Source organism: Streptomyces sp. NPDC043870 (assembly GCF_056435785.1).
In genome coordinates, this window is sequence record NZ_JBWKDT010000026.1 from 30,113 (window position 1) to 43,126 (window position 13,014).

Genomic DNA, 13,014 nt, shown 5'->3' on the forward strand with positions numbered 1-13,014 from the left:
CAACTGCTCGATTCCGTACGCCTCTCAGGAGTGACCCATGCACGGTCATGCGCCGATGACGCCACCGCGCCCCGCCGTGTCGGCGGGCGTGATCGCCGTGCGCGTGATCATCTGCATCCTGATCGTGCTGACGCTCGGATTTCTCGCCTGGGTGGCCATGCTGCGCATCGCGATCATGCGGCGCAGGGGCCGGGACTGGGCCTTGTTCTGGGGCCAGCTGGTGCTGAACATCGGCTGCCTGGCCACCCTGGAGCAGCACTTCGCGGACCACTGGATATCGAACGTCGGCATGGCGGGGCTGCTGGTGCAGATGGTCGTCGTGACCGTCTACTACCTGATCGTCGACATCCACTTCCACCAGCGTCCGTACGCGATGCCGGTCGCGCCGATGCCGCCCGTACCGCCGGTCGCGCACTACGGTCCGCCGCACGCGTCGCCCGCACCCATGCCCACGCCCCCGCCCGCACCCGCGCCGGGGTACGGCTACCCACCACAGCCGGTGCAGCCCCCGCAGCCGCAGCGGGCCCACTCGCCCCAGCCACACCAGGCCCAGCCGCCCGAGCAGCAGCCGCAGCAGGCCCACTCGCCCCGGCCCCAGCCGCACCAGCCCCGCATCGACCAGGTCCGCGCCGAGCTCGACGAGCTGAGTGAGTACCTGCGCAACGACCGCGGGGAGCACCTCCGGTGACCGGACGGATCATCGCCGGGCGGTACGAGCTGTCCACGGTCATCGGCCAGGGCGGCATGGGCCAGGTCTGGACGGCGTACGACGGACGCCTCGACCGCCGTGTCGCCGTCAAGCTGCTCCGGCCCGACCACATGGCACCGGCCACGGCCGCCGACGAGATGCGCCGGCGTTTCGTGCGCGAGTGCCGGGTCACCGCCCAGGTCGCCCACCCCGGCCTGGTCACGGTCCACGACGCGGGCAGCGACAACGACGACCTGTACCTCGTCATGCAGTACGTCGAGGGCGCGGACCTCGCGGACCATCTCGCCGAGCACGACCCGTACCCCTGGCCGTGGGCCGTCTCCGTCGCCGCCCAGCTGTGCGCGGTGCTCGCCGCCGTGCACGCCGTGCCGATCGTCCACCGCGACCTCAAGCCGCGCAACGTGATGGTGAAGCCCGACGGCACGGTCACCGTCCTCGACCTCGGCGTCGCGTCCGTGATCGACACCGACACCACCCGGCTCACCCACACCGGCTCCCCGATCGGCAGCCCGGCCTACATGGCCCCCGAGCAGGCGATGGGCGGCGCCGTCGGCCCGTACACGGACCTGTACGCCCTCGGTGTGCTGCTGCACGAACTGCTCAGTGGCAACGTGCCGTTCGCCGGTTCCACCGCGCTCGGCGTGCTCCACCGCCATCTGTACGAGCCGCCCGTCCCGGTCCGCCGGCTACGGCCCGAGGTTCCCGAGCAGCTGGAAGCGCTGGTGCTGCGGCTGCTCGCCAAGGATCCGCAGCACCGCCCGTCGGGCGCGCAGGAGGTGTACGAGGCCCTCGCCCCGCTGCTGCCCGCGCGCGGGATGCCGTCCGGACCGCTCGACCCCACCCGTCCCTTCCTGCGCCCGCACGCGCCCTGGCCCGACCGGGTCACCAGCCCGCCCCCGGACCCCCGAGTGGCGGCCCCGGTGGCCGGCCGCCCGGACGTCGCCGCCGCGGTCGACGAGGTCAAGCGTCTCCTCGGCGAGGGCAGCATCACCCGGGCCGTGGACATCCTGGGCGGCATTCTCCCGGCGGCCGCCGCCGAGCACGGCGAGCACTCACCGGTGGTCAGGATCCTGCGCAAGCAGTACGCGACGACGCTGATGGACGACGGCCAGTACCGGCGTGCCCTGCCCGAGCTGCGCAGGCTGGCCGACGACCGGGCGGCCGAGGCGGGCATGGGCGATCCGCAGACGCTCCAGTTCCGCTACGACGCGGCACAGTGCCTGGAGCAGCTCGGCGAGACGGCGGCCGCGCTCGCCGAGTACCGCGCGCTCCAGCCGTACTTCGAGAACCCGCAGTCGTCGGGCGCCGACCAGGGCCGCGCCTTCGAGATCCGGCATCGCATCGGTCATCTGCTGCTCGCGGCGGGCGATCACACGGCAGGACACCAGCAGCTGCAGAGCCTGCTCCACGACACGGAGCGCCTGTACGGCCCCGGCCATCCGCTGCCCGTCGAGCTGCGGCGCTCCCTGGACCGGCAGCGCCAGTTCCGCCCGGGCTGACTTCGGGGGCTCCGCCCCCGAACACCCGCGCCTCGAACGCCGCCGAGGCTCATGTTGGGCCTGTCCGGCGTTGAGGCGCGGCCGAAGGCCGTACGGGGTCCGGGGTACGGGGGCGAAAGTCCCCGGCTCAGCCCGCCCGCAGGAACGCCGTGCCCGCGACGAGCCCCATGAGCTTCAGCCGGGAGCCGTTCGCGAGGCGCTTCCCCAGGGCCTCACTTACACCCGGACGAGTGTCGTCGCCATGGCCGTCGAGGATGACGACCGCGCCCTCAGCGGCGAGTTCCTCGGCCCACTCCAGATCGCGGAGGACCCCCTGCACGGACGGGTCACCGGCCAGAACGATCACTCCGTAGCGGACGTCGGAGACCGCGGCCCGCACCTCCTGGTCGCCGGAAGCGCCCCGCTGGATCCGGGCCTCGGCACCGGAACGGCTGCCGCACAGCGCCAGGTTGGCGCGTACGACGTCCTCGCGCACCGGGACCGGAGCCCCTGCCGGCACGGCGACGCCCGCCAGCGGGTCGACGATCGTCAGCCGGGGCTCGACGCCCGCGCGGTGCAGCATGCGCAGCAGCGCCGTCGCGAACAGCCCGTGCTGGGTTCCGATCTCCAGCACGTTCTCGTTCGGCGGGGCCAGCAGCGGAACGGTCGCCAGCTTGCCGCACACATCGGAGGTGGAGCCCGCGATCCGGCCGACGCCGAGGGCCTCCAGCGCGACCACCGTCCGGTAGGCGACGGTGAGATCGCGCCGGGCGTGATCACCGGATGCTTCGGTCACCGTGGTCACCTCGCGCACCAGCGTGTCCAGCTGGGTCGCGGTGGGCATCCGGTGGCCGTCCCGCCCGGAGTGGTCGAGCAGCAGCCCGAGTCCGTAGCTCTGACGCCGCAGGTCGGCCACTTCGTGGTGGAGGGCGTCGAGGTCGGCCTGCAGGGCCGTGGTGGCGCGCTCCAGGCGCTGCTCCACCAGCGTGAACGCCGGACGCAGCACCCGCTTCGCCAGCCGGTTGCTCAGGAGGGAGGGCATGGCGGGAGATTACGCCGCGTCTCCTGCTCCGGGGGCCACCGGCGGATGCTGTGCGGGTGAAGTCTTGGTGGCCTTCCGTTGACGTGTGCGTGCGGCGGGCAGCAGAGCGACCGTCACCAGTACGAGAAGGGCGGCCCCGCCGGTCGCCGCACCGGCCCGCAGCCCTGGGGTACGGAACGAGCAGTCGACGGTGTCGGTCGTCCCGTCGAGGGGGACGGCGACCAGTCCGAGGTGCCGACCGGCCGGCTTCCCGTTGCAGCTCCAGCCGGCGATCCGGGGCGCGGCGAGGACGGCCGTGCCGGTGGAGCCGGGCGGCAGCTGCGCGCGTACGCCGCTGTCGGTGACCTCGACGGACACCGCCCCGGTGGACTTCAGCTGGGCCACGGCGGCCGCCAGCCTGCCGCGGTCCAGACAGCCCGCGCTCCAGTCGCGCGGCTCCTTCGCGCCGAAGGTGATCCGGGACTCCGGTCCGCCCGACGTGCCGAGCGAGGTCATCGGGGCACGCCGCTTGGGCAGTCCGCCGGTGAACCTGACCGGCTTTCCGTCGCCGAGCCGTGCCGTACCCCGGTAGTCGGGCGCCCACAGGAAGACCTCGGCGCCGGCCGGGCAGACACCGCCGACGGGGTCTCCGTACACCGCGGCGCCGAGCAGCAGCTCCTGGTTGCGGAACGGCGAGTCGCCGTAGCGCGGCTCGGGTCCCCGCGGACGCACCGTCACCAGCGGCGGCACCTCGGCCCGGGTGACCCCCGGCCGCGCGCCGGGCGCCGTGCGGACCCGCGCGCCCACCGAGAAGACCGCGTCGGTGACCGGGTTGTCCAGGCTCTGTACGTTGCGGCCGCGTGAGGTCCAGCCGGCTCCGAGCGCGGCCATCGTGCGGGTGAGCACGGCAGGGGTGTGGCTGCTGTAGTACGCGCCTCCCTCGCCGCCCATCAGCATCGGGTCGTTGCCGGTGATCTGCTCGCGCCCTGGGTCCGTCCGGTACGCGGGCCAGCCGTCGGCCCGGGCCACCGTGGCGGCGCGTGCGTCGTGGGCCGCGCTCCACGCCGGATAGTCGTCGAGCCGGCCGAGGCGCTGCCGGTCGGTGTACGCGATGGTTGCCGCCGCCTGTCCGACCAGGGCCGCGGCGAGCAGCAGCGCCGCGGGCACGACGTACCGGCGGCCCTTGGACCGTGCCAGCATCAGCCCGCCCGCCGCCCCGGCGAGGCCGAGTGCGAACAGCGGGTACGTCCATCCGGTGACCACATCACTGGGCGCCGCGCGGAGCGCGATCACCGCGAGGACCCCGGTGCCGCCGAGCAGTGCCCGCCGGCCCGGCCACGCGTGCGCCACGCACACCCATGCCGCGATCACGAGAACGCCGGCGAGGACGAAGGACTGCCGGTACGGACTGCCGTTGGGCGTGGCGAAGATGTGCCAGGCCAGATGGGTGGGCCCCCACTGCATCGACAGCGCGACGGCCACCGCCAGCCCGGTCCACCACCGGCGCTCGCGCCGCGGCGCGCCCCGGTGGAAGACCAGGGCGCAGGCGAGCAGCAACGTGCCCGTGCCGAGGAAGAGGGCCGGAGTGGAGAAGGTGTAGGTCGCCGGGAGCGTGCGGGCGAACACATCGGTCCACCCGGCGGGCGCGAAAGTGCGGATCACGCCGGGGTGGGCGTGCTTCGAGCCGAGGAAGACCGGGAGCAGCACGGGCGTCGCGAGCGCGACACCGAGCAGGGTGGTCCCGGCGGCTCGTGTCACCACCCGTATCCGGTCCCGTACCGTCGTCTCGTTCTCGTCCAGGACCAGCCGCAGCACCAGCACCAGCGCGGCGCCGAGGGTCGCCATGTATGCGGTGTAGAAGTTCGCGGTCCAGGCCACGGCGACGATCAGTGCGCCGAGGACGGGACGCTGCCGCGTACGAGCCCACTCGCCGACCAGGCAGAGCAGCGGGAAGGCGATCAGCCCGTCCAGCCACATCGGGTTGTACGAGGCCTCGATGACGGACCAGCCGCAGAGCGCGTACGAGGCGCCGAGCACCCCCGCCATCCACCAGCGGTCACCGCCGCGGCGAAGGGTGAGCAGCAGCCAGGTCATCGCGGCCGCCGCGGCGGCCATCTTCAGCACGGTGATCACGTACACCGCGAGATCGATGTCCTCGCGCGGAAAGAGCCCGACGAGCACGGCGAACGGGCTGGTCAGATACGTCCCGAGGTCGGGGAGGAAGCTCGTGCCGTACCCGGACAGCCAGTTGAGCAGCAGCCCGCCCCCGGCGCGGCCGTGCAGCAGGTCCCACAGATGGGCATGGAACGGGACGAACTGATTCCCCAGGTCGTTGACGCTGCGTGTCTTCGTTCCGAACGGGAAGCTCCGGGCGACGGCGTCACCGGCGCACACGGCCACGATGGTGAGCAGGGAGGCGAGCGCGGTGGCGCGGCCGCGGAGGGCGGGGGCGTCCCGGGTGGTGTCCGGGTCCGCGGTGCCCGGGCCCGTGGCGTCGCCGTCTGCGGTGGCCCGCGCGGTGCGCGCGTCCGATGCGGTGTTGTCCACGGCCGGTGCGGTGTTGTCCAAGGTCGGCATGGTTCCTCGAATATGCCAGGCCATGGATCGCGAATACGAGTCACCATGAGGCCAGTTCACGCAATGGTCGCCTGCCCGCCATGTGCGGAATCCGCCCCCGACATTCACGTCGGTTGTTGTTCTTCCGTGCTGATCTCGATTGTTGTCCCGTGCTTCAACGAAGAGGAGATCATCAACCGCTTCCATGAGCATGTGACCAAGGAACTCGTTCTGCTCGGCCAGGAATTCGAACTGGTCTATGTGGACGACGGAAGCCAGGACCGTACGCTCGCTCTCCTCGAGCAGATCGCCGCGGCCGACTCCCGTACCCGCTATGTCTCCTTCAGCCGTAACTTCGGCAAGGAGGCCGCGATGCTGGCCGGACTGCAGCACGCCGGCGGTGACGCCGTGGTCATCATGGACGCCGATCTCCAGCATCCGCCCGAGCTGGTGCACCGCATGCTGCGCCTGCACGAGGAGGGATTCGACCAGGTCATCGCCCGCCGCACCCGAAAGGGCGACCGGGTCACCCGTACCGTCACGGCGCGCGCCTACTACTGGCTCATCAACAAGCTGGTGGATGTGGAACTCGTCGACGGCGTCGGTGACTTCCGGCTGCTGTCCCGCCGCGCCGTGGACGCCATCCTCGGACTGACCGAGTACAACCGCTTCTCCAAAGGCCTCTTCGCCTGGGTCGGATTCCGTACGACGACCTTCGAGTACGAAAATGCGGTGCGTGAGCAGGGCCGCTCCAAATGGAGCTTCGGCAAGCTGCTCAACTACGGTCTCGACGGGCTGCTCTCCTTCAACAACAAACCGCTGCGGGCCGCCCTCTATCTGGGGCTGCTGCTGCTGTCCGTCGCCATGGCGTATGCGATCTGGATCGTCGGTGTCGCCCTGGTGAACGGGGTGGATACCCCCGGCTATGTCACACTTCTCGTGGCAGTGGTCGCTCTCGCCGGCGTCCAGATGGTGATGCTCGGCGTGGTCGGTGAGTACGTCGGCCGTATCTACTACGAGGTGAAGCGCCGCCCGCACTATCTGGTGGCGGCGACCAACGCCGGACTGCCGCGGCAGCAGCCGCGGCGCAGCGCGGGAGAAGAGCAGGGGGAGCTCGTACGCCGATGACGATCCAGGCGCAGATGTTCCGGTTCGCCCTGGTCGGCGTGGTCAACACCGCGACGTACTACGGCTGCTACCTGCTGCTTCTGCCCTGGATGCCGTACGTCGCGGCACACGTCCTGGCGTTCCTGTTCAGCATGGTCGGCTCGTTCTTCCTCAACTCGTACTTCACGTACCGGACCCGTCCGACCTGGCGGAAGTTCCTGCTCTTCCCGCTCACCAACGCCGCGAACTTCGTGATCACGACCTGCGGTGTGTATCTGCTGGTCGACGTTCTCCACTTCGGGAGCCGCTACGCCCCGCTGATCGCGGCCGCCGCGGCCATTCCGATCACCTTCGTGGTGTCCCGCACGATCATGCTCCGGCCCGAGCCCGGTCGCCGCCTGGCCGGCGCACCCGAACCGGCCGGCGGGTCGTTGACCGAATCAGTGGCTTCGAAGTAGTGGCCTGCGCCACGCCGACTGCCTACCATCGATCATCGCAAGGTCTTTGTGCGCCGCGTCACAATCACCACGCCGGGAGGCCCCTTTGCACCGCCGCCGTCGCACCGCGCTCGCCCTCTCCGCCGCGCTCGTCGCCGCGGGCCCCCTGCTCGCCGCCTGTGGCAACGAGGCACATCCAGGCGCCGCGGCCGTCGTCGGCGGTGACCGGATCGAGGTGTCGGCGCTCCAGTCCGAGGTCAAGGACGTACGGACGGCTCAGCAGGCGTCGCCCGAGTCCGGGCAGCTGATCAAGAACACGGGGCAGCTGAGCCGCGCCAAGCTGCACGGCATGATCCTCGACCGGATCCTGGAGCACGCCGCGGACGAGGCGGGCGTCACCGTCTCCCGCAAGGAGATCCAGGAGGCGCGGGCGGCCGCGGTGCAGCAGTCCGGCGGTGAGGAGCAGCTCGCCGCGATGCTGCTCCAGCAGCGCGGTGTCGCCCCCGGCCAGATCGACCAGGCCGTCCGCGAGGAGGTCCTGCTGACCAAGCTCGCCCAGGCCCTCGGGGCCGACCTCGGCAGCCCGCAGGGACAGCAGAAGGTCGGCGCCGCGCTCACCGAGGCGTCGAAGGGCCTCGACATCGATGTGAACCCCCGCTACGGCACCTGGGACGACACGAAGATCCAGCTCGGCGACTACAAGGCCCCGTGGATCACCCAGGTCACCAAGGAGCCGCAGGCGGTCCAGGCCGGGGCCTGACCGGCTCCCCCGGGGACGTAGGGTCGAGGGGTGAACGCTGAAGCCCCCGTCGAGCCCGGCCGTATCGTCCTGCTCACCGCCAGCCACCGCGTCGCGCCCGGACTGCTGTCCTGGCCGGCCTGGCAGACGCTGCGCGCCGCGGACCGGGTGCTGTGCGCGGACCCCGGCAATCCGCAGCTGCCGTATCTGCGTGAGGCGGGCGTCGACGTCGAGATCGCCGCGCCGGCCGCCCAGGAACTGGTGGACGCGGCCGCCGGCGGCCGGACCGTCGTGGTCCTGCCGTCCGGCGAGGGCGACCAGCCCCTCACCGACGGCCTGGCCCGGATGGCCGGATCCGGCCGCGTCCGGATGCCCGATCTGGAGCTGCTCCCCGGCTCCTACGACCTGCCGGGCGCCCGTCTCCTCGACCTCGTCCAGGTCATGGACCGGATCCGCCGCGAGTGCCCGTGGTCCTCGCAGCAGACCCACAAGGGCCTCGCCAAGTACGGCATCGAGGAGGCCTACGAACTCGTCGAGGCCATCGAGGACGGAGACCGCGACGAGCTGCGCGAGGAGCTCGGCGACGTACTGCTCCAGGTCGTCTTCCACGCTCGCATCGCACAGGAGGGCCGCGCCGAGGACGGGGACGAGCCGTTCTCGATCGACGACGTGGCCGGCACGATCGTCGACAAGCTCATCCACCGCCACCCGCACGTCTTCGGCGACGCCCACGCCGAGACCCCGGAGGACGTCAAGGAGCACTGGCTCCGCACGAAGGCCATCGAGAAGCAGCGCGACTCGGTGACGGACGGCATCCCGCTGGGCCAGCCCGGGCTGGCGCTCGCGGCGAAGCTCGCCTCACGCGTGCGGACGGCCGGTCTGGACGTCGAGCTGCCGTCCGCCGCCGGTGACCACGGCATCGGCTACGAACTGCTGGCCATGGCCGTACGGGCCGAGGCCGAGGGCCACGACCCGGAGGCCGCGCTGCGGGCCGCGGCCCGCGCCTACCGGGACGCGATCCTGGCGGCGGAGGCCAAGCCGGCCGAGTGAACCCGCTTCTGTGGCGCCAGGAAGGCCCCCGGCCGGAACCCGGACGGTCCGGATAACGTCGAGGCGTGAGCAATACACCCGCCCCCGAACTCTTCACCTGGGAGTTCGCCACTGACCCCTACCCCGCCTACGCCTGGCTCCGCGAGCACGCCCCCGTACACAGGACCGCCCTCCCCAGCGGCGTCGAGGCGTGGCTCGTGACCCGGTACGCGGACGCGCGGCAGGCGCTCGCGGATCAGCGGCTCAGCAAGAATCCCGCGCATCATGACGAGCCGGCGCACGCGAAGGGAAAGACGGGGATCCCGGGTGAGCGCAAGGCGGAGCTGATGACGCATCTGCTGAACATCGATCCGCCCGACCACACCCGGCTGCGCCGCCTCGTGTCGAAGGCGTTCACCCCGCGCCGGGTCGCCGAATTCGCCCCGCGCGTACAGGAGCTGACGGACCGTCTCATCGACGGATTCGCCGCACGGGGGGAGGCGGACCTCATCCACGAGTTCGCGTTCCCGCTCCCCATCTACGCCATCTGCGACATGCTCGGCGTCCCGCGCGAGGACCAGGACGACTTCCGTGACTGGGCGGGGATGATGATCCGTCATGGCGGCGGGCCGCGGGGCGGGGTCGCCCGGTCGGTGAAGAAGATGCGCGGCTATCTGGCCGAGCTGATTCACCGCAAACGCGAAGGCCTGCGGCAAGAAGGGGCGGACGATCTGATCTCGGGGCTCATCAAGGCGTCCGACCACGGCGAGCACCTCACCGAGAACGAGGCCGCCGCCATGGCCTTCATCCTCCTCTTCGCCGGGTTCGAGACCACCGTCAATCTGATCGGCAACGGCGTGTATGCCCTGCTTCGTAACCCGGAGCAGCGCCACCGCCTCCAGGCTTCCCTCGCGGCCGGCGAGAGCGGGCTGCTCGCCACCGGGGTCGAGGAGCTGCTCCGGTACGACGGGCCCGTCGAGCTCGCCACCTGGCGGTTCGCGACCGAACCGCTCACGCTCGGCGGGCAGCACATCGCCGCGGGCGACCCCGTCCTCGTCGTCCTCGCCTCCGCCGACCGTGACCCCGACCGGTTCCCCGATGCCGACACGCTCGATCTGGGGCGCCGGGACAATCAGCACCTCGGGTACGGACACGGCATCCACTACTGCCTCGGCGCGCCGCTGGCGCGCCTGGAGGGGCAGACCGCGCTCGCGACGCTGCTGACACGACTGCCCGACTTGCGGCTTGCGGTCGATCCTTCCGAATTGCGGTGGCGCGGAGGTCTCATTATGCGTGGATTGCGCACTCTGCCCGTTGAGTTCACGCCCCCGCGGAGCCTCCACTGAACTGACGCTCCGTCATGACTGTGACTTTTACGTGATCTCCGCTGCATCGACTTGTGACTGACGCGCGAGTGCGGCTACGTTCACCCCGACTCGGGGTCTTCGCTGATTCAACCGACTCGGCGGACTCAGGAGTTTTCTGTTGTCACACGGAAGGCACACCGCATGCGCTCCGGGAACGGTCGACACCGCCGACCCCGTCAGGCCCCCGCTCTCATCGTCGCGGCAGGGGTGACCGGATCGGCCATCGCCATCCCGCTGCTCGGCGCGGGCTCCGCCTCCGCCGCCGACTCCGCCACCTGGAACCGCGTCGCCGACTGCGAGAGCGGCGGCATGTGGAGCGCCGACCTCGGCAACGGCTACTACGGCGGCCTGCAGCTCACCCAGGAGACCTGGGAGGCCTACGGCGGCACGGCGTACGCGCCGCGCGCCGACCTCGCCAGCCGTGCCCAGCAGGTGTCGGTCGCCGAGATGGTGTTCGCCGCCCAGGGACCGGCGGCCTGGCCGAACTGCTCGGAGATCGCCGGTCTCGTGCAGGACGGTGCCGAGCCCGGGAGCGGCGCCGCTTCCACTCCCGCCGCACAGGGCGGCGGCGCCGAGAGCCCGTCGTTCGGTGACGGGGCGGACGTGGCGCCGGAGCCGGACGCCGACGCCGATGCCAAGCCTTCAGCCCCGGCTTCGTCCGCCCCGGGTGCCAAGCCGTCCACCCCGACTGCCGCGCCGTCCGCCCCGGCCGGCTCCGCGAGCGGTTCCGGCAAGGACTCCGACGCGGCGGGCGACGGTGACGCCGCCGCCGACGCGGGCAAGGACGAGGGGTCCGGCAAGCACCGTGGCGCCCCCGCCGACAACGAGGACGAGATGGACAATTCGGGCGATGAGCGCGAATCTGGTCGTCATGCCTCACGAGGTGACGGATCGGCACGAGAGGGTGCCGCTACGGGAGATGAGTACACCGTCCTCCCCGGCGACAGCCTGTCGTCGATCGCGGACGCGGAAAAGGTGCCCGGCGGCTGGCCCGCGCTCTACGAGGCGAACCGGGGGGTCGTCGGCTCCGACGCCGACCTCATCCTGCCTGGCCAGAGCCTCGATCTGGGTCTGGATCAGGGGCAGTTGAAGAAGTAGTTCGACATCTTATGTCCGGTTCTGTGTAAGTGAGACATGAGTCTCTTCCGGTCAACTGGTGTGTCTTGTCGGTCAACTCCGGTCATCACGCCTCTCACCTGCAAAAACGGACATCTCTGCGAGTCAAATAAGCGTGTTTTCTCCCCGATGTTCGTCTTTGAACATCGGGGAGAAGTGCGTTTACGGTCTGAACCGCTCGCCATCGCGGGCCCCGACGACCGCACGCCGAATCCTGCCGGCGGCCGACGGGAACAGTCGACGCGCAAGCGCCGAAGGCAGGAGCGGGGGACCCAGGTAAGTGCCGGACCGGCCCGATGAGGGAGGGAACGGCTTGGGGTGAAGCCGCGCGCAAGTCGCGTGGCCGGGCAACTCACTTGGCCCGAACCCGACAGCTCACCTCGTAGGCGTCGGTGAGGGGAAACTCCATGCTGCTTTCCGGCAAGGGCAAGCACCGTCGCCCGACCGTCTTCCGTCGGTCCGCCCGCATCGCCTCGCTCGCCGGTGTCACCGGTGCCGCGATCGCCGCTCCGCTGATCGCCACCGGCACCGCGTCCGCCGCCACCGCCTCCGAGTGGGACACCGTCGCCCAGTGCGAGTCCGGCGGCAACTGGTCCATCAACACCGGCAACGGCTTCTACGGCGGCCTGCAGTTCTCGGCCTCCACCTGGGCCGCGTACGGCGGCACCGCCTACGCCGCCACCGCCGACCAGGCGTCGAAGGCCCAGCAGATCGAGATCGCCGAGAAGGTCCTGGCGGGCCAGGGCAAGGGTGCCTGGCCGAACTGCGGCGTGGGCCTGTCCAATGCCGCCTACACCGGTGCCGCCCCGGCCGCCCCGAAGGCCGAGACTCCCGCCCCGAAGCGCGCCGAGGCCCCGACCACCCGCTCCGAGCGCTCCGCCGCCCCGGCCCCCGCGAAGGTCTTCAAGAAGGGCGACGGCGAGTACACGGTCAAGGCCGGCGACACCCTCAGCGCGATCGCCGAGGCCAAGAAGGTCGAGGGCGGCTGGAAGAAGCTGTTCGACCTGAACAAGGACGTCATCACCGACGCGGACGTCATTCACCCGGGCCAGAAGCTCCACCTGAGCTGACGACCCGGTTCCGCGGACCAGCCCCGGTCCGGGACTCCCCCGGCCCGGACCGGGCGCTTCCCTGGTCCCCGACGGACTCCGTAGTCCCCCACGGGCACCCGTAGCCCGGTGGACCCGGCGGACCACCGGTCGTACACACCCCCGTCCCCCCGCTCCCCGCCCGCGTCCCCCCGCTCCCCGGCCCGGCGCGCCTTCCCCCGTACGCTCCCCCGTAGCCCTGCGGGCACGGGAGGTGCCCCCAGCCGGGGTTTCTGTCTGTTTCGTGCCCTTTTTCGTCCCATGGGGCGGGCACCGGCTGGCCGATGCCCGCGAGCCGGATAGGCTCGTGTCGCAAGGCCAAAGCGACCCTGCACTGACCTGCGCTGCACCTGCTTCGCATACGTCA

General features: G+C 71.3%; 11 protein-coding genes and 1 riboswitch. Of the genes, 9 read left to right on the plus strand and 2 right to left on the minus strand.

The features are described 5' to 3' along the window. Nucleotides 1–37 precede the first annotated feature (37 nt). Both AC0699_RS26975 and AC0699_RS26980 read left to right on the plus strand, forming a co-directional pair. On the plus strand, nt 38–688 hold the full coding sequence (locus AC0699_RS26975) for a hypothetical protein (RefSeq protein ID WP_478664993.1): 651 nt from the start codon (nt 38–40) through the stop codon (nt 686–688). Then, complete coding sequence (locus AC0699_RS26980) at nt 685–2,208, plus strand: protein kinase domain-containing protein (RefSeq protein ID WP_478664996.1); 1,524 nt, start codon at nt 685–687, stop codon at nt 2,206–2,208. The genes AC0699_RS26975 and AC0699_RS26980 overlap by 4 nt, the downstream gene beginning before the upstream one ends. A gap of 127 nt (nt 2,209–2,335) precedes the next feature. Here AC0699_RS26980 and AC0699_RS26985 read toward each other — a convergent pair whose 3' ends face one another. After that, nucleotides 2,336–3,229, minus strand: a complete 894-nt coding sequence (locus AC0699_RS26985; protein ID WP_478665000.1) for a class I SAM-dependent methyltransferase — start codon at nt 3,227–3,229, stop codon at nt 2,336–2,338. A 9-nt stretch (nt 3,230–3,238) separates the two neighbouring features. Next, nucleotides 3,239–5,785: a YfhO family protein gene (locus AC0699_RS26990; protein ID WP_478665002.1), complete on the minus strand. Its 2,547-nt coding sequence runs from the start codon at nt 5,783–5,785 to the stop codon at nt 3,239–3,241. A gap of 126 nt (nt 5,786–5,911) precedes the next feature. Here AC0699_RS26990 and AC0699_RS26995 point away from each other — a divergent pair, with 126 nt between their 5' ends. The 7 genes from AC0699_RS26995 (at nt 5,912) to AC0699_RS27025 (ending at nt 12,629) form a co-directional block, all read left to right on the plus strand. Next, nucleotides 5,912–6,892 carry a glycosyltransferase family 2 protein gene (locus AC0699_RS26995; protein WP_478665004.1) on the plus strand — a complete coding sequence of 327 codons (981 nt, stop codon included), beginning with the start codon at nt 5,912–5,914 and terminating at the stop codon, nt 6,890–6,892. Continuing rightward, nucleotides 6,889–7,329, plus strand: coding sequence for a GtrA family protein (locus tag AC0699_RS27000; protein WP_478665006.1), 441 nt, complete (start codon nt 6,889–6,891; stop codon nt 7,327–7,329). The genes AC0699_RS26995 and AC0699_RS27000 overlap by 4 nt, the downstream gene beginning before the upstream one ends. A gap of 85 nt (nt 7,330–7,414) precedes the next feature. Further along, nucleotides 7,415–8,068 (plus strand): SurA N-terminal domain-containing protein, encoded by a 654-nt coding sequence (locus AC0699_RS27005; RefSeq protein ID WP_478665009.1) that lies wholly within the window; start codon nt 7,415–7,417, stop codon nt 8,066–8,068. Between the two features lie 30 nt (nt 8,069–8,098). Continuing rightward, complete coding sequence (locus tag AC0699_RS27010) at nt 8,099–9,097, plus strand: nucleoside triphosphate pyrophosphohydrolase (RefSeq protein WP_478665012.1); 999 nt, start codon at nt 8,099–8,101, stop codon at nt 9,095–9,097. A gap of 65 nt (nt 9,098–9,162) precedes the next feature. Continuing rightward, on the plus strand, nt 9,163–10,422 hold the full coding sequence (locus AC0699_RS27015; RefSeq protein WP_478665014.1) for a cytochrome P450 family protein: 1,260 nt from the start codon (nt 9,163–9,165) through the stop codon (nt 10,420–10,422). A gap of 162 nt (nt 10,423–10,584) precedes the next feature. Beyond that, nucleotides 10,585–11,541, plus strand: coding sequence for a transglycosylase family protein (locus AC0699_RS27020; protein WP_478665017.1), 957 nt, complete (start codon nt 10,585–10,587; stop codon nt 11,539–11,541). Between the two features lie 257 nt (nt 11,542–11,798). Next, nucleotides 11,799–11,963: riboswitch (cyclic di-AMP (ydaO/yuaA leader) on the plus strand. A gap of 3 nt (nt 11,964–11,966) precedes the next feature. Continuing rightward, the gene (locus AC0699_RS27025; protein ID WP_478665020.1) at nt 11,967–12,629 is read left to right on the plus strand and encodes a transglycosylase family protein; all 663 of its coding nucleotides are present in this window, start codon (nt 11,967–11,969) and stop codon (nt 12,627–12,629) included. Nucleotides 12,630–13,014: the final 385 nt, after the last annotated feature.

Bases quoted from the DNA above. Each gene is read 5' to 3' on its own strand.
- AC0699_RS26975 (WP_478664993.1), top strand. From the start codon at position 38: ATGCACGGTCATGCGCCGATGACGCCACCGCGCCCCGCCGTGTCGGCG.
- AC0699_RS26985 (WP_478665000.1), bottom strand. From the start codon at position 3,229: ATGCCCTCCCTCCTGAGCAACCGGCTGGCGAAGCGGGTGCTGCGTCCG.
- AC0699_RS26990 (WP_478665002.1), bottom strand. From the start codon at position 5,785: ATGCCGACCTTGGACAACACCGCACCGGCCGTGGACAACACCGCATCG.
- AC0699_RS27000 (WP_478665006.1), top strand. From the start codon at position 6,889: ATGACGATCCAGGCGCAGATGTTCCGGTTCGCCCTGGTCGGCGTGGTC.
- AC0699_RS27020 (WP_478665017.1), top strand. From the start codon at position 10,585: ATGCGCTCCGGGAACGGTCGACACCGCCGACCCCGTCAGGCCCCCGCT.
- AC0699_RS27025 (WP_478665020.1), top strand. From the start codon at position 11,967: ATGCTGCTTTCCGGCAAGGGCAAGCACCGTCGCCCGACCGTCTTCCGT.